Annotated in this window: 20 protein-coding genes; 15 read left to right on the top strand and 5 right to left on the bottom strand. The window is 65.3% G+C overall.

Translation table 11 applies throughout. From position 1 onward, the window contains the following. Window positions 1-13: 13 nt before the first annotated feature. Window positions 14-1,396 (bottom strand): sodium:solute symporter family protein, encoded by a 1,383-nt coding sequence (locus tag LGR64_RS18360; RefSeq protein WP_013803838.1) that lies wholly within the window; start codon window positions 1,394-1,396, stop codon window positions 14-16. Window positions 1,397-1,409: 13 nt separating this feature from the next. Beyond that, entirely contained in the window at window positions 1,410-1,616 is a 207-nt protein-coding gene (locus LGR64_RS18355) for a DUF3311 domain-containing protein (RefSeq protein WP_034390877.1), read from the bottom strand. 142 nt (window positions 1,617-1,758) lie between these two features. On the opposite strand from LGR64_RS18355, the gene LGR64_RS18350 reads away from it, so the two are divergent. After that, on the top strand, window positions 1,759-2,670 hold the full coding sequence (locus LGR64_RS18350; protein WP_012203907.1) for a LysR family transcriptional regulator: 912 nt from the start codon (window positions 1,759-1,761) through the stop codon (window positions 2,668-2,670). A gap of 17 nt (window positions 2,671-2,687) precedes the next feature. Here the strand turns inward: LGR64_RS18350 and LGR64_RS18345 are convergent, their stop codons facing one another. Next, complete coding sequence (locus LGR64_RS18345) at window positions 2,688-3,590, bottom strand: LysR family transcriptional regulator (RefSeq protein ID WP_230356459.1); 903 nt, start codon at window positions 3,588-3,590, stop codon at window positions 2,688-2,690. A 156-nt stretch (window positions 3,591-3,746) separates the two neighbouring features. Between LGR64_RS18345 and pdxA the strand changes: the two genes are divergently transcribed. The 7 genes from pdxA (at window position 3,747) to LGR64_RS18310 (ending at window position 12,000) form a co-directional block, all read left to right on the top strand. After that, window positions 3,747-5,459 (top strand): 4-hydroxythreonine-4-phosphate dehydrogenase PdxA, encoded by a 1,713-nt coding sequence (pdxA, locus tag LGR64_RS18340; protein WP_442873829.1) that lies wholly within the window; start codon window positions 3,747-3,749, stop codon window positions 5,457-5,459. 1,137 nt (window positions 5,460-6,596) lie between these two features. Next, complete coding sequence (locus LGR64_RS18335; protein WP_230356455.1) at window positions 6,597-8,777, top strand: SdrD B-like domain-containing protein; 2,181 nt, start codon at window positions 6,597-6,599, stop codon at window positions 8,775-8,777. A 65-nt stretch (window positions 8,778-8,842) separates the two neighbouring features. Further along, window positions 8,843-9,454, top strand: a complete 612-nt coding sequence (locus LGR64_RS18330; RefSeq protein WP_230356453.1) for a hypothetical protein — start codon at window positions 8,843-8,845, stop codon at window positions 9,452-9,454. Further along, window positions 9,454-10,074, top strand: a complete 621-nt coding sequence (locus LGR64_RS18325; protein WP_034390868.1) for a hypothetical protein — start codon at window positions 9,454-9,456, stop codon at window positions 10,072-10,074. Before LGR64_RS18330 ends, LGR64_RS18325 begins: the two co-directional genes overlap by 1 nt. A gap of 26 nt (window positions 10,075-10,100) precedes the next feature. Next, complete coding sequence (locus LGR64_RS18320) at window positions 10,101-10,556, top strand: hypothetical protein (protein ID WP_230356451.1); 456 nt, start codon at window positions 10,101-10,103, stop codon at window positions 10,554-10,556. Next, the gene (locus LGR64_RS18315) at window positions 10,553-11,359 is read left to right on the top strand and encodes a hypothetical protein (RefSeq protein WP_207443174.1); all 807 of its coding nucleotides are present in this window, start codon (window positions 10,553-10,555) and stop codon (window positions 11,357-11,359) included. The genes LGR64_RS18320 and LGR64_RS18315 overlap by 4 nt, the downstream gene beginning before the upstream one ends. Continuing rightward, entirely contained in the window at window positions 11,359-12,000 is a 642-nt protein-coding gene (locus LGR64_RS18310) for a hypothetical protein (RefSeq protein ID WP_043824811.1), read from the top strand. Before LGR64_RS18315 ends, LGR64_RS18310 begins: the two co-directional genes overlap by 1 nt. 60 nt (window positions 12,001-12,060) lie before the next feature. On the opposite strand, the gene LGR64_RS18305 is transcribed toward LGR64_RS18310, so the two are convergent. Both LGR64_RS18305 and LGR64_RS18300 read right to left on the bottom strand, forming a co-directional pair. Beyond that, window positions 12,061-12,411, bottom strand: a complete 351-nt coding sequence (locus tag LGR64_RS18305; protein WP_012203898.1) for a DUF1304 domain-containing protein — start codon at window positions 12,409-12,411, stop codon at window positions 12,061-12,063. Between the two features lie 100 nt (window positions 12,412-12,511). Further along, the gene (locus LGR64_RS18300) at window positions 12,512-12,889 is read right to left on the bottom strand and encodes a hypothetical protein (protein ID WP_012203897.1); all 378 of its coding nucleotides are present in this window, start codon (window positions 12,887-12,889) and stop codon (window positions 12,512-12,514) included. Between the two features lie 402 nt (window positions 12,890-13,291). Here LGR64_RS18300 and LGR64_RS18295 point away from each other — a divergent pair, with 402 nt between their 5' ends. From LGR64_RS18295 to LGR64_RS18265, 7 genes are all read left to right on the top strand, one after another. Beyond that, entirely contained in the window at window positions 13,292-13,648 is a 357-nt protein-coding gene (locus LGR64_RS18295) for a PRC-barrel domain-containing protein (protein WP_013803850.1), read from the top strand. A gap of 129 nt (window positions 13,649-13,777) precedes the next feature. Next, window positions 13,778-14,128, top strand: a complete 351-nt coding sequence (locus LGR64_RS18290; RefSeq protein ID WP_013803851.1) for a four-helix bundle copper-binding protein — start codon at window positions 13,778-13,780, stop codon at window positions 14,126-14,128. 151 nt (window positions 14,129-14,279) lie between these two features. Further along, window positions 14,280-14,639, top strand: a complete 360-nt coding sequence (locus tag LGR64_RS18285) for a hypothetical protein (protein ID WP_230356449.1) — start codon at window positions 14,280-14,282, stop codon at window positions 14,637-14,639. A 134-nt stretch (window positions 14,640-14,773) separates the two neighbouring features. Further along, window positions 14,774-15,055, top strand: a complete 282-nt coding sequence (locus LGR64_RS18280) for an H-NS histone family protein (protein ID WP_012203893.1) — start codon at window positions 14,774-14,776, stop codon at window positions 15,053-15,055. Between the two features lie 265 nt (window positions 15,056-15,320). Next, complete coding sequence (locus LGR64_RS18275; protein ID WP_230356447.1) at window positions 15,321-16,322, top strand: hypothetical protein; 1,002 nt, start codon at window positions 15,321-15,323, stop codon at window positions 16,320-16,322. Window positions 16,323-16,345: 23 nt separating this feature from the next. Then, window positions 16,346-17,365, top strand: coding sequence for a hypothetical protein (locus LGR64_RS18270; RefSeq protein WP_230356445.1), 1,020 nt, complete (start codon window positions 16,346-16,348; stop codon window positions 17,363-17,365). Window positions 17,366-17,649: 284 nt separating this feature from the next. Then, a complete protein-coding gene (locus LGR64_RS18265; protein ID WP_230356443.1) occupies window positions 17,650-18,843 on the top strand; it encodes a tyrosine-type recombinase/integrase in 1,194 nt (397 codons plus the stop codon). Window position 18,844 lies beyond the last annotated feature (1 nt).

Genomic DNA, 18,844 nt, shown 5'->3' with positions numbered 1-18,844 from the left:
GGGGATGTTTCCCTCAGGCGGTCTTGACGTGTGCAGCACGCGGCAGGCAGTGGACGATGGCCGTGACCAGCAGGTTCAGCGCCAGGCTGATGAAGCCCAGGTTGATACCGCCGAAGTCCGGTTGCTGCAGGTACAGCACGATGGCCAGCGCCTGCCCGCAGACGATGCCCAGGGCAATGGCCAGGGGCCGGATGCGCCAGCCAAACAGGATGGCCATCATTCCCGGGAAGAACTGCGTCACGCCGTAGTAGGTGGTGTTGATCAGGGTCAGCATCAGGTTGGGCGTGAGCAGCGTCATCACGATGGACAGCAGCAGATAGATGACGATCACCACCTTGGCGCCCTGCTTTTGCTTGGCCTCGGGCAGGCCGGGCAGCAGGTTGCGCGCCACGATGGGGCCGATGGCCAGGCAGATGCCCGCCAGCACCAGCAGGCCCGACAGCGCGGCGCCTGCGGCCACCAGCCCCAGCAGCCAGTCGGGCAGCAGGCGAACGGCAGCCGCGAAGAAAGCCTCGTTGGGCGATGCCAGTTCCAGGTTCTGGCTGATGGCGTAGTACGAGGCCAGCACCAGGAACGGGTACATCAGCATGTACAGCGGCATGGCGATCTGCGTGCGGCGGATGGTGTGCGAACTCTTGGCCGTGAAGAAGTTCTGCACGGCGAACGGCATCATGTAAAAGCCCAGCGCCTGGAACAGCATGGTGCTCATGGAAAAGCGCAGCTGCGTATCGGTCATGTGGTTGCTGACCTTGGCACTGGCGGCGGCGAACACATCGCCCACCCCGGCATGCCAGCCCACGGCCACGCCCGTGGCGATGATGGCCACCACCATGAGGATGTCCTTGAGGATGGCGATGTAGGCCGAGGCACGCACGCCCGAGATGGCGATGTAGGTGAAGGCCAGGCCGGCCGAGATCAGCAGCAGGTGCAGCGGCTGGAAGTTCCAGCCCAGCCCCTTGAGCGCCGCCACCAGCCCCGTGAACTGCAGCTGGCCCCAGGGCAGCAGGAAGAGGATGGCCGAGCCGGCCACGATCAGCTCCAGCGCGCGGCTGCCGAAGTGGCCCTTGAACAGGTCCGGCAGGGTGATGGCGTTGTGGCGCAGGCCGGCCTTCCAGATCATGGGGCCGAGGAAGTAGCCCAGCGGATAGGCCAGCAGGATGTAGCCCAGGAACCAGACACCATAGGTCGGCCCCTTGGCGTAGATGCCGCCCGGAAAGCCGACCATGGTGCCGATGCTGTAGATCTCGCCGGCGGCGAGGAAGAACACCAGGTAGGCGCCGAACTGGCGCGAGGCGACGAAGAAGTCATGCACGCTTTGCGCACCCTTGCCGGTGCGGGAACGGATGGCCAGGTACAGGGACAGTGCGATGAAGCCCAGAAAGACTGCGGTGGTCATGGCGGTGCTCCGTTCAGGCCGACTGCACGTCGTCGGCTTCGTGGCGGTCGAACATCAGCCAGCACACGAGCATGCACAGCGACGTCAGCACGAACCACATGAAGATCCACAGGTAGATGAAGGGCACGCCGAACACGAAGCGATCGACGGACGCGACCCAGGGAAGCAGGCCGATCACCGCGATGTACGGGATGCCTATGCCGATGAACAGCTTGAGCATGATTTGTCTCCTTTTGCTCCGATGAAAGAGTTGGCGGTTGTGGCCGCTCTATAGGACGTTTCAATGTCCATGGATGCGATCTTAGGAAGTGCCTACCTATAATTCAAATGAGAAATTTGCCAACAAACCATGAGGACTTCGCATGGATACCCAGAAGCTGCGGCACTTGCTGGCCATCGTCGAGCACGGCACTTTTTCAGACGCGGCGCGTGCCGTGCACCTGACCCAGCCGGCGCTGAGCCGCAGCATCCGCGCGCTGGAAGACGAGCTCCGGGCGCAGCTGTTCGACCGGGGCGCGCGGCGCGCCCGGCTGACGGTCTTCGGCGAACTGGTGGCCGAGCGCGCACGCCGCATGCGGCTGGAGGAAACCCAGCTGCGGCGCGACCTGGAGCTGCTGCGCGGCGGCCAGGAGGGCGCACTGGCCATAGGCGTGGCGCCGGCCCCCGCGGCACTGCTGCTCAAGCCCTTTCTGATCCACATGGCGCAGGCGCATCCGCGCATCAAGGTGCGTACCGAGATGGGTGCCACCAGCGCCCTGCTGGAGCTGCTGCGCAATGAGTCGATAGACGCCATCGTCGGCGACGCCTATGTGCTGCGCGCCGCCGATGACGTGGACATGGAGCTGCTGGGCGAGCTGCCCGCCGGCCTGGTCTGCCGCGCGGGCCACCCCGTGCTGCAAAACCCCGGCATGGACGAGATCCGCCGCTACCCCCTGGCCACCACCACGCTGAGCACGGCCATGGCGCGGCAGCTGGCCGAGCTGTGGGGCGAGGGAGCCGAGCCCGACAAGCTGTTCACCCTGCACTGCAACAACCTGGAACTGCTGCGCAGCGTGACCCTGGCCACGGACACCTTGCTGTTCGGCGTGCTGTCCATCACGCGCCAGGAGCGCGCCAGCGGCACCATGGCCGAAGTGCCCCTGCCCGCCGATCCCCGGCGCTGCGGCCGCTACGGCATGGCGCGCATGGGCGCGCGCAGCCTGTCACCGGCGCTGGAAACCGTCTATGCATTCACCCGCACGCACTGGCGGGAGCTGTCCGAGCACGACCAGTGAAGCCGGGCAGGCGCAAGTCATGCGTCAGCCCGCGCCAGCGGCAATGTCTGCGTGCGCAGCCACTCCAGCACCAGGGCGAAGCGGGCCTCGTCATGCACCGGCCTGGGTGACATAAGCACGTAGTGCGAGCCGTCGGCCACAAAGCCGCGCGGCGCGCACAGGGTGCCGCTGGCCAGATCGTCGGCCACCAGCGCCAGCGGCCCGATGGCAATGCCCGCCCCGGCAACGGCGGCCTGCAGGCTCAGGTAGAAATGCTCGAAGCGGGCCTCGCGCCCGGGCTGCAGCGGCACGCCGGTCAGCTCGCTCCAATGCCGCCATGCGTCCGGGCGCGATGCCGTGTGCAGCAGCACGCCGCCCAGCGGCCCGGAGCGTGCCAGCGTCTTCGCAAGTGCAGGCCGGCAGACGGGACCCACGTGCTCCTGCAAAAAGGGCTCGGCAACCACATCGGCGCCCATGTCGAAATCCGCGCGGCGTATGGCCAGATCGATGCCTTCACGCGCAAAGGGCACCGAGCCGCCGGCCGACACCAGGCGCAGCTCGCGCTGCGTGCCGATCGCTTCCTGCAAACCGCTCAGGCGGGGAATCAGCCAGCGCATCAGAAAGGTGGGCTCGCAGGACAGCACCAGCGGCCGGTCCGGCCCGGCGGCCTGCCGCGCTCGGCCCAGCGCGCCGCGCAGGCGCTCCAGCGCCAGGGCCACCTCCTCGGCCAGCACACGCGCCGTGGGGGTGGCAATGATGCTGCGGTTGCTGCGCTGGAACAGCGCAAAGCCCAGCATCTCTTCCATGTCGCGCACGGCGCGGCTCACGGCGCCATCGGTCAGGTGCAGCTCGCGCGCGGCCTTGGAAACGCTGCCGTGGCGCGCCGTGGCCTCGAAGGCACGCAGGGCGGACAGCGGCGGCATATGGGTGGGTGGGGCCATGGGACTGGAGGGCGGCATCGGACACATCGGACACATCGAAGAAAGGGAGTGGAGAGAGATTTCAATTGACTTTTGATCAACTGAATACTGAATCCATATCGATTTTCTGCAGTGCGATTTTCATGCAAAGTACCTCCATCGATTGATCTTTCAGCAATGACCATGAACGAAGCCCCCGCCATCGCCCCCGCACCCCTGGCCCTCACCATGGGCGATCCCGCGGGCATAGGCCCCGAGATCATCGTCAAACTGGCCACGGACCCTGCCCGGCCCCATGCGCCTTTTTTCGTCATCGGCGACACGGGGCGGCTGCAGCGGGCAGCCGACATGCTGGGCGTGCACCCGCGCATCCAAGCCATCGATACGCCGGCCCAGGTTCCCGCCACCGTGCCACCCGCCACCGTCTTCGTGCTCCAGACCGGGGACCGGCTGCCCGAGGACCTGGCCTGGGGACGCATCGATGCGCGCGCCGGGGCCGCCTGCCATGCCTACATACAGCGCGGCATCGACCTGGCCCTGGCCGGCGAAGTCGCAGGCTTGGTGACCGCACCCATCCACAAGGAGGCGCTGCGCGCCGCGGGCTGCCCCCACCCCGGCCATACCGAGATGCTGGCCGAGCGCTCGGGCACGCGCGACTTCGCCATGATGCTCGCCAATGACGAGCTGCGGGTGCTGCTGGTCTCCATCCACGTGCCGCTGCAGCAGGCCATTGCCGCAGTCACGCCGGACAACGAACTGCGTGCCATCCGCCTTGCGCACCGGGCCTGCCGGGCGTTCGGCATCGCCCGGCCCCGTGTGGCCGTGGCGGGGCTCAATCCGCATGCCGGCGAGAACGGGCTGTTCGGGGACGAGGACCGCTCGGTGATCATCCCCGCCATTGCGGCCGCACGTGCCGAGGGCATAGACGCCAACGGCCCCTGGCCGGGCGACACGGTCTTCATGCGGGCACGCCGGGGCGAGTTCGACGTGGTGGTCGCCCAATACCATGACCAGGGGCTGATTCCCGTGAAGTACCTGGGCGTCGAGCAGGGCGTGAACATTACCGTGGGCCTGCCCTTCGTGCGCACCTCGGTGGACCACGGCACGGCCTTCGACATCGCCGGCTCGGGCCGTGCGGACCATGCCAGCCTGGCCTGCGCGCTGCGCCAGGCGGCGGCCATGGTGCAGGCGGGCCGCTCCGGCGCCTGCGGGCAGGCGCAACGCCCGGACTTCATCTTCATGCTCACGCAGCAGGACAAGACCATTGCCGATGCGCGCGAGCGGCTGCGCGAAGTGCTGGCCCAGGGCGTGCGCCATGTGGGCTTCAAGGACATAGGCCTGCCCCTGCCCCAGCTGCGCGAGCTGGCCCGGGACATCCGCGCGGGCGGTGCCAGGGTCTATCTGGAAGTCGTCAGCCTGGACGAGGCCAGCGAGGTGGCTTCGGCCCGCGCGGCGGTCGAGCTCGGTGTGGACGTTCTCATGGGCGGCACGCGCCCCGAGGCGGTGCTGCCGGTGCTGCGCGGCAGCGGCATTGCCTACTATCCGTTCCCCGGCAGGATCAGCGGGCATCCGAGCGTGCTTTCAGGGCCGGCCGAGGACATCGTGGCCAGCGCGCGCCGCATCGCGGGGCTGGAGGGCGTTCATGGCCTGGACCTGCTGGCCTACCGTTTCCGGGGGGACGTGCCGGCCCTGATCAAGGCGGTCTGCGATGCGGTGGACAAACCCGTGGTCGTGGCCGGCTCCATTGATCGCAGCGAACGCATCGCGGCCGTGCTTGCCAGCGGTGCCGCGGGTTTCACGATAGGCACCGCCGCCTTCGAGGAGACTTTTCCAGCCGCGCGGCCCGGGCTGGCGGCGCAGTTGCAGGCCATACAGGCGCTGGTGGACTGAGAGCGGGCCGGCCACCGCGCGCACCTCCCGCACCTCAGACAACGCACGCAACTCTCGCACCTCCCGTGCCGGCCACGCCTCCCGCACATTCCGCGCGCCGGTGTCATGGGCCAGCAACTGGCACCGCTCGGCTTCGGCCAAGCGGTGGGTCTTCAGCCGCTGGACCACATGGAACTGGCGCTTCTTGGCCATGAGGGACGCGCCGCCTGCAAAGCCTTCCATGCGGCTTGCCGCCTTGCCATGCTGCGGGGCATTCCAGGGGTACAGGCCTGCCACCAGGGTCACAACGACAGCCAACGCCATGACCACGAGCGCCCTCCAGGGTGCCCGGGGTCTGCGTTGGCCTTGCCTGTGATGCGCCTGAGAGTTCATGAAGACAGGGCAAATGATTGCGGCAGCTTGCATTGGTGCAGGTGCTTTAGCCTGCATCAATGAACCTGGCCTGATACCAGTCCAAAAACCAATCAGAACCTGGCGCACTTCAGTTGCGCCATTCCGTGATTCTCCAGCAGCCGGAATCTGATGAGAACCCTCGTTTTCCAACAGATGCATTGCCTGAATACGGAGATAACGCCCAGCAGCCTCTATTGCCGCATGAAAAACAAATGATTCATTGCTATCAATAGAAAACCTGAAACCCATCCATGGCCAAAAAGCAAAGCCCGCCAACCGCCCTCTGGGCAATGCCAGCCAGGCACCGCAGCTCCACAGATGAACATCGAATGGCATCACCCTTTCCCCTACCATCCGGCAGCATGTCGTCCTACTGGATAAACCATGCCATTTAGGGAACGATGATATTCACCCTGAATACCTCTCATTCGGAACACCATTGACAATGGCCGGTCTTTGAAGTGCAGCGCCGGTATTTGCAGGGCTCAATTGGTGGCTGCACGCATTTAGCCATTTTCCGCGGTTTTGTGATCAGTTGTTTTGGCCAGATGGCTTGGCATCCGATGAATAAAGCAGGGATCTTGGTTGATGATTCGAACGCTGCCGCGGACCGTTGCCGGCCCCGCTGGAGTCTGGTCGCGCCTGCCGCTCGCGTGCCTTGGGTGGAGCCTGGCAGCCGCTCCCGTCTTTCTGTGCGGCGCACAGGCGCAAACACCTTCTTCGGCGGCCGTTGCCGGTACCTCCATGGCTGAGGCACGCATCGAATCCCTGGACCGCGACCAGGCCGAGCAGGCCCGGCTCAAGGCACTCTCCGAAGGGGCCGCCCCTGCCTACCAGGACCGTTTCATGGGTCCGGACGAGATCGCACAGTCCGCTGCCGCCGAGCCCGAAGCCGAGCAGCCCGAGGGCTTTCGCGCCTGGGTGGTGGAAAGCCGCCTGGGCCTGGGCGAATCGCGCACCACCGGCCATGGCCGCCAGCGCGCCACCGAAATCGGCCAGCGCCTCGAATACCGCCGCGAGACACTGAACTACGGCGAGTTCACCCTGCAGGCCGAAGGCCGGCACCTGAGCGGCGACAACTTAGGCAATGGCCTGAGTACTGGCGGCTTGAGCATTGGCGGCCTGGGCTATGCCCGGCAAGCCACGAGCGAGCGCTTCACGCTGCGCAACCTTGGCTTTCCGCTGACCACGCAGACCTTCGCCGACACGGCCGTGGGCGACCTCTACAGCGAGCTGACCGATGGCCTGGCGCGCAACTACCGGCTGTCGCTGGGCTCGACCACGGTGCGCGGCGCCTCGGCGCGCATCTTCCGCCCGGACCTGGACCTGCGCGCAGGCTACGGCCAGCGCGGCCTTCTCACGGGAGGGCCCTACCCCGGGTTCGAGAAAAACCAGGGCACGCTGGGCTGGCTGGGCGCCACCGTGCGGCTGGATGGCCCCTGGTTTGCCGCCTTCCAGCTGGACCAGGCCGACGATATTCCCGCCTACTACAGTCCCAGGCACTACCCCGGCGATGACACGCAATACGACCCCGGCTCCGCCCTGGGCCTGGGCAGCAAGCGCGTGACCAGCTGGGCCGCCTCGCTGGGCTACGGGCGCGGCGTGCTGCGCGATGGCGACTTCAGGCTCCGCACCACGCTGCTGGGCAGCCGTACCAGCGCGCCCCTGTCCTCTCCAGCGGCAGGCACCGCCGGCACGGAGGGCCGCAGCGCCCAGGGCCTGTTCATCGAGGCCAGCGCGCGCGCTGGCGCCTACCGCCATGAATTCGGCCTGCATGCAGCACAGCCCCAGCTGCACTTTGGCGACTACGCGCTGTCCAGCGCGGCGCGCGGCGCCTATTGGCGCGTGGACCGCCATGTCACCCGCCTGAGCTGGGGCATGGGGCTGGACTACGAACGCACGCCGCAAACCACGGCGCAGGATGCAGGCTTTCAACTGTCGGGCTACCGCCGCCTGGGGGCGAATGGCAATGCCCAATACCAGTTCGACCGGCACACGGCCGTGGGCGGCAGCTTCAGCGCCTACCAGACGCGCAACGATGCGGGCACCGCAGGCGGCGGCCAATCGCGCAGCCTTTATGGCAGCGCGTTCTACCAGACCCGCTTTTTCGACTGGCCGCGCAGCCGCTTCATGCTGACCGTCCGGCGCAACGAGCTCATCGTGCTGGGCGACTCCTCCGCCACGGGCCAGGAGGTGCAGTGGGAGCAGGACTGGGCCGGTGCACGCCAGGCAACGCTGCGGTCCGAGCTCACCACCACGCTGGGCTATGCGCGCGACCGCAGCGGCGGCATGTCGCGCAACTATCCAACGGCCGGGCTGCAATGGCGCTACTGGCTGGAAAGCGGGCTGCAGCTGGCCGGCAACCTGCGCTACACCTCGCAAAGCGGTAGCCTCTACACCAGCCGGGGCCTGTCGGGCTCGCTGTCGGCCGAGAAGGAACTGGGCCGGGGCTGGCGCATGGGCGTCATGGCGCACTTCAACCAGGCCCGGTCCTCGCTGCTGCCCACGCCCTCTTCCCTGCCCAACCTCTACCGCAGCGACGAGAAGACTGCCTATCTCTACCTGCGCTGGGAAGGCAGCGCAGGCACGGCCTATGCGGCCGCAGGCGCACCCGGCGAAGGCGTGGGCGGCGGCAGCCTGTCCGGCCGCGTGTTCTACGACGCCAACCGCGACGGCGAACAGCAGGCGGGCGAGGTGGGCGTGGCCGGCGTCGAGGTGGTGCTTGACGGCCGCTACCGCACGGTGACCGACCGCGATGGCCAGTTCGAATTCCCGGTGGTGCCCACGGGCCACCACCGGCTGTCGCTCACCCAGGAAAGCGTGCCGCTGCCCTGGGGCGCCTCCGGCGACAACACCAGCAGCGTGCACGTGCCCCTGCGCGGCCAGGCCTCGGCGTCGATTGCAGTGGTCAAGGTGGGCGAGTGAGTGAATGAATGACTGATTAAGGCGCACAGGCTTCCCAGGCAACCCGTTCCATCCAAGGAGATTCCATGAAACGAACACCCATCGCCCAACGCCTGCTGGCCGCATCGCTCGGCGGCCTCGGCCTGGCCCTGACCGCGTTGCCTGCCATGGCCGAGAGCCAGTACGGATCGGGCACCGGAACCATCACGGCCCAGGCCAAGGTCAACCTCAGCGTGACCGTGCCCAAGCTCATCTTGCTGCGCGTGGGCTCGACCAATACCACGGTGGACACGGTGACCTGGACCTCGACGCTGAGCATCCCCGGCGTACCCACCACGCCGCTGGCCTCCGTCAACAACACCAACGTGGACTGGAACGGCGCCGCGCCCACCGTGGCCACCGCCTCGGCTGCCTCCACGCTCACGGTCTATGCCTGGACCAATGCCGGCGCCGGCACCATCAACTGCGCGGTCGGCGCCTGGAATGCCACGGGCGGCCCCGCCAACGCGGACTTCACCGTCACGACCACCGGTAACCTGCCCCACCCCGGGCCCAATCTGGGTGCCTGCGCATCCACCTCGTTCCCCTCCAACGTGGTTGCTACGGGAACCTGGGCATATGCGCTGGGAGGTACGCCGGCCAGCTGGGCTGCCAATACCTATACCAACGTCATCACGTATACGGCCCAGGGCATCTGATGGACAAGGCATTGCCTCGCCTGCTGGCCGCAGCGGCCCTTGCCGTTGCCGTGCCGCCCGTGCAGGCCGTCTTCACCATCGTGACCGACAACGATCCCCTCAACTACAGCCTGACGCTGCGCGTGGGCACGGCCGGCGCCACGGTCGATACCGTGGCCTTCAGCGTCACGGGGGCCAATGTCGGCCTCACGCCGGCCCCTGTGACGGGCACGCCCAGCATCGGCATCTCCGTGGCGCCCACACGCCCCATGCTGGGCACGGCGATCTCCAGGCCCGTGACGCTGGTCGTCGATTCGAGCACCGCCCTGGCATGCCAGTCGGGAGGCTGCGGTAGCGCGACGATTCCCTTCAGCAAGATCAGCTGGGTGGCCACCGGCAACGACACCGCCGCCTCCGGCGACATACAGAGCGGCCGCTTCACCGCCAGCGCCAGCCAGACCATCGCCAGCTACAACGCCAATGCTTCGTTCTGCACGGGCATCCTCTGCCCTGCGTTGGGCTGGACTTTCCAGTCACGGCAACTGACCGGCACCGTGCTGCAGTTCACCTACGACAACGACGTGGTCTACCCGGGCGGCAACTACAAGGGCACCGTGCGCTTCACGGCATCGATGGTATGAGGCGGTTGGCCTGGCCGCTCCTGTGCATGGCACTGGCCTGGGCCACGGCCCTCGCGGCGCATGCCGAAGTGGCGCGGCTGGACGACTCGGCTTCGCCCCGGTCCCAGGTCCGCAGCGACTTCGCCCGGGCCAGGGTCGTCGGCGAGCGGCTGCTGGAGCTGCCCATGGGACGCATCGAATACCGGCTGGCCACGGCGCCCTATGTCGGCCGCACGGCGCGCATCTTCTATGTGATTCCTGCCCTGGTCACGGGCCTGCGCTCACCTGCGGGCATGCAGGTGCAGTGGCGCGGCAATGGCGTCTTTGCGGGCGGCACGGGCCGGCCCGGCGACCGGGTCCAGGTCTGGAACGGCGTGGTGCGCACGCCCTGGATGGCCGAGGTTTTCGACCTCACGCTGCACATCGACCCCGCCGAGCTGCGCCTGACCCGGGGCTCGGCACTGAGCTTCGAGTCCTACTTCGAGATCGAGACCCTGCCATGAAAGCTCCTCCCATCGCCGTTTCACTGGCCCTTCTGATCGCCTGCAGCGGCGCCGCCGCCGCACCGTTCGAGCTGGCCGTGGCGCCCTCGCGTTTCGAGCTGTCGGCCAAGCCGGGTGCGCGCACGGGCCAATCGCTGGACATCCACAACCTGGCCTCGGCACCCACCGAGGTGGCCATGCGCACCATCGACTGGACCTATTCCGACACGGGCGACATCACCTACCACGACGAACTGCTGCCCGGCAGTTGCCGGCCCTGGGTGCTGCTGGAGCGGCGCAGCGTCACGATTGCAGGCCGCAGCAAGAAGGCCTTCCGCTTCCAGGTGGAGCCGCCTGCCGATGCGCCGCGCGGCGAATGCCGCTTCATGATCGCCATCGAAGGCGTGGAGCCCGCGCAGCAGACCGTCATACGCAGCGGCGGCGCCAGCCTGAGCCTGCCTGTCACGGGCCGCATCGCGGTGGCCGTCTACGTGACGCTGGGAGGCGCTGCGCCCCAGCTGGACATTCGCCAGCTTTCCATGGCCGAAGACGGCAAGACGCGCCGCGCCCTGGTCACCGTCAGCAACACCGGCGATGCCCATGGCCGGCTGGAAGGCAGCCTGGACGCCGTGGACAACAAGGGCCGCCGCTTCGAACTGGTGCCGGAAGGCACGCCGATACTGCCCGGCCAGACACGCACGCTGGCCCTCATGCCCAAGGGCGAAGACGGCCAGCCCGCCCCGCAGCCCGTGTATCCGGTCAAGGCCAAGGGCAGCCTGGACTGGGAAAAAGGCAGCTTCAAGATCGATGTGGAACTGAAGTGATGGCAACCAGGCCGATCGCGTGGCTGGCCCTGTCCATGGCGCTGGGCGGCCTGGGCCACACCGTGCATGCGGCGTCCAGCACCACAGGCCCCAGCCTGCTGGTGCCGCTGAGCACCTCGGTGAACCTGGACTTCACCATCGCCATCGACAAGTTCATCTTCTTTCGCATAGGCGACGGCACCTGGCCCACGCCCGGCGGCACGACCAGCAGCGTGGCCTTTGTGCTCGCCCCGTCCATCCCTGGCGTGCCCACCACGCCCGTGGCGGGCAGCAACACCTCGGTGAACTGGAGCGGCGCGGCCCCCAGCTTCAGCATCACGCCCAGCGGCAATGTGCTGCCGGTGGAGGTCCGCAGCAACGCAGGCCAGGTCACGCTGCGCGCCACCGCCACCACGGCGCTGGCCAGCGGGGCCAATACCATCCCGCTGTCGGAGATCACCATCGCCACCAGCGACAGCAACCTGCCCGCACCGCTGATACCCAATACGGGAACGGGCGCAGCGGTCAACGTGGTGGCCACCGCCTTTGCGGGGCTGGTCACCCAGCGCACGGCGAACTGGACCCTGTCCTATGCCAACCTGGCCTCCCGCAGGGCAGGCACCTACACCGGGCAGGTCACCTTCACGGCCAGCTCGCCCTGAGCGCTTTGGGAGCTTTGGGAGCTTTGGGAGCTTTGGGAGCTTTGGGCGCTTTGGGCGCGCTCAAAGGCCCAGGTACAGCGCAATCAGCGACACGGCAGCCGGCACGGCCTGCACCCAGAGGATCTTGCGGCTGGCCGTGGCGGCGCCATACACGCCGGCCACCAGCACGCAGATCAGGAAGAAGTACTTGAAGCCCAGGCCATCGGCCCCCTGCGCCAGCCCCCAGATCAGCCCGGCGGCGAGAAAGCCGTTGTACAGGCCCTGATTGGCGGCCAGTGTCCTGGTCTGCTGGGCAAATTCGGGCGTCAGGCCAAACGCGCGGCGTCCGGCCGGCTTGTCCCAGAGAAACATCTCCAGCACGAGGATGTAGACATGGATTGCGGCGACGATGCCGATGAGTACGTTGGCCATCTGGGGTGGTAAGAAAGTGGACAGGCTTCTGTATACGGGATGCACCCACACCCGTCCATGGCCGCTGCGCTACACAGGGCCTGCCACCACCCCTTCCCTGTCACCCGGAAGACTTGCTGCCGGGGTGCGACGGTTTTTCCGCGCCCTGCGCAGGTGCCACGGCGCCAGCGGCCGCACCGCCCAGCGCACCGGCCACGCTGCCTACCGTGCCGCCGACCACCACGCCCACCGGGCCGGCAATCGCAGCACCCGCCGCAGCGCCTGCAGCGGCTCCGGCCAGCACGCCGCCGCCGATGAATACCGAGCGCGACTCGCGCTCTGCATCCTCGGGCGACAGTTCGAACTGCGCGGACGCATCGGGGTCCTGCGAAGGAACACCGTGGCCGGGGCGTGCCTGCTCGGCAAGGTCTTCATCCTCGGGGGCATCCGTGGACACCGGCTGGATGGGCTGGATGGATGGCTTGTTGCTTGCATTCATGGGGCTCTCCTTCGGGGCATGCCACACGCATGCGGGACTGCCTGCGCTTCATTGCCCTGTCGTTTTGTTGTACGCCTCGCCCTGCCGCGCCGCAGCCGGCCCAGGCTGCTGCCCCGCGTCAGCCAAGGCCCGCAGCCCCGCCGACCTTGACTACAGGGGCTCGTAGGAACTGGCCTCCGCCGCCCAAGGCACCTCCTACGCCCGTCGCGGCGGCCCGACTACCCGGTGCCCGCAGATGCCGTCCTAAGCTAGAACCCAGAAGCACACAGGCTTCGACTTCGCCAGGCGATGCACAGGTTTTCTTGACAGGCCGGCTACCGCGCCCCATTCAAAGCCGCATCGCTCAGCCGCCAGACGCACCGCGCTGGCGGGTCAGCACAAACCCACTCACTGGAGAACGTCATGGTCACACCCAACACCGCATCGAGCGTCATTTCTTCCGAAACCGTCAGCGGCACCAATGTCTACAACCCGGCAGGCGACAAGCTGGGGACCATAGACACGCTGATGATCGACAAGCTGTCCGGCAAGGTGCGCTACGCCGTCATGGAGTTCGGCGGCTTCCTGGGCATCGGAACGGATCGCTATCCGCTGCCCTGGGAATCCCTCAAGTACGAGCCCAACATGAATGGCTACGTGGTGTCGCTGACGCGTGAGCAACTGGACAACGCTCCACGCTACGAGCGCGATACGGCTCCGGCATACACCGATGAATATGGCCGCCGCGTGAACGATTACTACGGCGTGCCCTACCTGTAAATCCCGACCCTTGCGGTCCTTGACACAGCCCCGTTCGCGGGGCGTTTTCTTTGGTGCGGATCGCTGCCAGCGTATGGCCAAGGAAGAACGCCCTGCGCGACTTCACTCCCTCATTCCAGGAGAACTGCCATGAATACCACCCCACCTGCCATCGACTACAAGGCCTGTATGGACGCCTGCCAGGCCTGCGTCATTGCCTGCAATACCTGCGCCGCCGCCTGCCTGAAGGAGTCAGACGTCCAGATGATGGCCGCCTGCATTGCCCAGGACCTGGAATGCGCGCAGATCTGCGAACTGGCCGTGGCCGCAATGGCGCGCCAGAGCCCGCATGCGCCGGACATCTGCCGCCTGTGCGCCCAGATCTGCCAGGCCTGCGCCGACGAATGCAGCAAGCATTCCCACGACCATTGCCAGACCTGCGCGGCAGCCTGCCAGCAATGCGCCATGTCGTGCAATCTCATGGGCATGCAGTCTCACTGACACGGCTGGCATGGGCCATGACAGCCGCCCTGGCAGAAATCCTGCAAACACGCAGGAAAAAACGCCACCGGCGCTGTCGCCAAACGCCGCGCCTTCGCGGAACCGGGCCTGCCTACACTTTGATGCATATCCAGGCACACAGGAGGCAAACATGGCACTCGAAATCAGCGCAGAGGAACGGTTCTTCACCCTGCTGAACCAGTTGAAGCACATGCCTCCCTGCTCATCCCGCCAGGAGGCACACGACATGCTGTTGCTGCTCTGGATACGCATCTGCGAAGGCGCTGGCGCTCGCCGTGAATTGCTCAATCGCATGCGGCAACGCACGCTGTGCGCAGAACATGGCTGGAAAAACCTCGACAAAAGCCCTTGCCATCTGGATTCGGACACCCTGCCGGGTATCCGTATCTATCTGCATTCCAACGGCACCATCGTCATTCAAAGACAGGGGGGAGCGCAGGATTCCGAAATCCTGCACTTCAGCGCCAGGCGCGAATTTGCCGAGGCCTAGGCCCGGTCCGCGCACAGCGCATGGGGGCAGGCGGAGCAGAGGCTAGGTGCAAACACCAACGATGTCCCACATGCGACATTGGCCCTGTCTCCATAGAATGCGTCATTGTGTAGCACACTATCCATGAGGAATACATGACAGCAGATTACAAAACCCTCCTCCAGCAGAAGGCCGAGCTTGAGGCAAAGATCGCCGCCACCCTGAAGGCGGAAAAAGGCGGAGTCATCGCCAAGGTCCGCGAACTCGTCGAGCAGTTCGGTCTGACCCAGGATGACATCTTCAGCACCGGCAAGGCCAAGTCCGCCAGCATTGGCGTGGCCAAATACCGCGACCCCGCCAGCGGAGCCACCTGGACCGGCCGGGGCAAACCGCCGCGCTGGATTGAAGGCAAGGACCGCAAGGCCCTCGAGATCTGAGCACGGCCCGCCAACGCGGGCCTTTTTTATGGCTGCAACTGCCTGCTGCGCCAGCACAGGCTGCAGTTGCACTACCATCATTGCGTTGTTCTGCAAAGGCAACAGAGCCTTGAGCAACTCACAGGGCCTTTGGCAAAGACGCTCCCCTGCCAGGAGTCTCCGCCGCAAGCCAAGATGCCTTTGCGCAGCACATCTGATCTCATGCAACTCGGCCCACACCGCGCGGCTTCAGCGATCATTATTCATACTGCATCGAAAAGACATCATGCTTGATGGATCAAAAACACTGGTGATGATTGCTTTCTTTTGGATGACCATGGTCCATGGCGCATCAGGGCAAAACATCCAATCACCGATCTTGCTTCATGAAAGAACATCGCCCACTGCTTTTCCAGTCGCCATTTATCGTGGCATCAAGGTGGATGATTTCAGAAAACTGGTGATCAGTGCTTTCGAAAGCGCCCGGTTTTCCCATACGGCCATTGAAAAATCGAAGGATGGAACGGCGCAATACAAATTCTTCTATTCCGTGGCGACGGGTGGAAAAATTCAGCGCGTTGATGTGGTCCTGCGGGTGGACGAGAACCTTGACAAGAGCAAGAGATGCGCCAGCTGCTTCTTGCGGCTGACCATGATTCCAGATCTCCCCAGCCTTCAATCTTCTTCGTGGATGCTTCAGTACGATCTGAGTCGCCAGGTTTTTTCGGCCATCGATCAAGCCTATGCCAGCATTCACGATCTCGGGCGAAAATCCATGGACGCGGATTTTGGATTCAACTATAGAAACAAGTGGCGAGGAGAAAGAAATCTATACGAAAACTCATTTGTCGGCATTGATCCATCAAGTCTGAAGAGCATGATCATCGACGCATACAGCGTTGCCGGTTTCAAGCTTGCAGGCGATACAACGAAGGATTCCATCTTTTCCGAATTGACCTTCTCTTTTCCCATCGCTCCAGATCAAACCGAAGGTGTTGTCTACAAAATTTCTCTGGCAAGCCAACTCGACGCAAGCAATCGCTGCTATCCCTGTGAGATCAGTGAGGTCTATGACCCTCACCAGCGACTGCCGGCAGCGGGCCTGTCTGGCATGTCCAGCCGGCTGACGCTCGAGTCACGCTTCTCCGCTGCCCGCATGCAGGCGCTTGAAAAGCTCAAGAGTGGCACCGAGCACTATTTGCGCCCGGAAACCGTTTTCACCATCCCGCCAAAGCCCGCACCGCTCGGGTCGCCCCGGCCGCAGATCCAGCCACCCATCGTCACATGACTGCCCTGCCACACGCAAACGCCATGCGTGCCGGCCTGCTGGCACGGCATCCAGGGTTCGACGGCCTGTTCATTGCCGGCACGCTGGCATTGGCCCTCGGCATGGCGGCCATGGCTTCGATATCGCCTGCCATGCTGCTTGCCATCGTGCTGGTGGATACCTGGCTTTTCGCCAATCCTCATGTCATGGCCACCTTGACCCGGATCGGATCCAGCATGGCCGATATCCGACGCCATCGCTTCCTGATCTTTGGCCTGCCCGTGATCGTGCTCGGCGGTGTGGTGGCGACCGTGCTGGCATTCGAGGTCGCCGGGCTGTTCACGCTCTATTTCTGCGCGCAGAGCTATCACGTGGCGAGGCAGTCCTTCGGCATCGCCAGGGCCTATCGGCGTTCAGGGATGCATCCCTTTCGCCAGGACAGGCTCGCAGAAGCCGTCATCTACCTCGTTGCCGCGTGGGGGCTGCTTGCCCGCTGCGCCCAGGCGCCCGAGACCTTTCTGGGCTATCCCATCCAACTGCCTGCCGTACCCGCCCAGGCGGCCAATGCGATGGGCGTTGCGGCCATCGCTTGCAGCGCCTGCTGGCTATGGCGACAGGCTCGCCTGGCTCTGACGGGAAACATCGATTGGCGTCACGATGGCTTTGTGGCCTCGCATGCATTCACCTGCTTCGTGGCCTACATCTGGATCACCGACATCACGCTCGGATGGCTCCTGATCAATCTGTGGCACAACCTGCAATACCTGCTATTCGTATGGGTGCAGAACATCCGCCGCGAGCGACAGACACAAGCCGACAAGGCGTCGGAGACCGGCTTGTGGAAGAACGCTGCCCGGTATGGTGGTGTGTGCTTGGCACTGGGCTCAATGCTCTACCTGGCCATCGACTGGGCAGGCACACAACTGCTCTGGCTGGGGCTGCCCACTGTGCTGATAGCGCACTTCACCCTTGGTTTTCATCACTACCTGGTGGACGGGGTGATTTGGAAGCGGCGTGCTGCCTCAGCGGAGCATGGCGCACTTGTCAGGCGCGATTGCAAGTAAGCAACCGGGCAAGGCCTTCCCATTGCAGGCAGCCACCGGCACGCCAGAAACAGAAAAACCCAGTGCCGTTTTCACAGCACTGGGTTTCATATTTCTGGCGGAGAGGGAGTCCGAGAAGATAGGATTTCAGGAAACCTCAGAAAGTCTCATCTGCCTAGGCCGTGCACAGGTTCCTTGCTATCACATTTGTCTCACGTCATCGCTTATAGTCGCCAACAATCGCATGCTCTTTGATGGGTAGGACGATGGGTAGGAAATTTGGCCAAAAGTTCGACGGAGACTAAATGTCACGAAAAGCAACAGAGCTCGGTGCGTTGGCTGTCAGCCGGCTGCGTGAGCCTGGCTTGCACGCGGTTGGTGGGGTGTCTGGGCTCTACCTCCAAGTCACCTCCAGCGGTGCCCGCTCCTGGATCCTGCGCGCGACCGTAGGAGGCAAACGCCGGGACATGGGCCTGGGCGGCTTCCCCGATGTGACGCTGGCCTTTGCGCGGGATAAGGCCAGGGAGGCACGGTCTAAGATCGAGCAGGGCCTGGACCCGATCCTGGAGCGCGAACGCGCCTTGAGTCTCCTACGCGCCGAGCAGGCCAAGAGCATGACCTTTGAGGCCGCGTGCCAGGCGCTGATCGACGCCAAGAGCGATGAATGGCGCAATCCCAAGCACAGGGCCCAATGGGCCGCCTCGCTGGCCACCTACGCCTATCCGACCATCGGAAAGCTGCAGGTCGGCGACGTGGGCCAGGCACACATCCTGAGCATCCTGCAGCCCATCTGGAAAGACAAGACCGAGACAGCCACCCGGCTGCGCGGCCGCATCGAGCAGGTGCTGGACTGGGCGCGAGTGCGTGGCTTTCGTGAGGGCGAGAACCCAGCGCGTTGGCGTGGCCACCTCGACAAGCTGCTGCCAGCGCCCACCAAGATTGCAAGGGTGGTCCACCACAAGGCCTTGCCCATCGACGCCATGCCGGGGTTCTTGGCCCAGCTACGCCAGCGTAAGGGGCTGTCCGCCCGCGCCTTGGAGTTCCTGGTGCTGACTGCCGCACGGTCGGGCGAAGTGCGGGGCGCGACCTGGCAGGAGATCGACATGGAGGCCGCCGTGTGGACCGTGCCCGCCGAGCGCATGAAGGCACAGAAGGAGCACAGGGTGCCGCTGTCACCTCAGGCGCTGGCGCTTCTGGCCTCCATGCCGCGCTTGGAAGGCAATGACCTGGTGTTCCCTGCACCTCGTGGCGGGCAGCTCTCAGATATGACGCTCACGAACCTGATGCGCCGCATGGAGCTGGAAGCCGTGCCACATGGCATGCGCTCCACCTTCCGCGACTGGGCCGCCGAGCGCACCCACTTCCCGCGTGAGGTGGCCGAGATGGCGCTGGCCCACACCATCGGCAACGCGGTAGAGGCTGCCTACCGGCGCGGCGACTTATTCACCAAGCGGGCCGAGATGATGACCGCATGGTCCGATTTCCTGAAGGAGAGGTAAA

This window comes from Delftia sp. Lp-1, from assembly GCF_020523835.1.
Lineage (GTDB): Bacteria > Pseudomonadota > Gammaproteobacteria > Burkholderiales > Burkholderiaceae_C > Comamonas > Comamonas acidovorans.
Note: the sequence above shows the minus strand (reverse complement) of the source record. Positions and strands in the feature narration are given on the sequence as shown.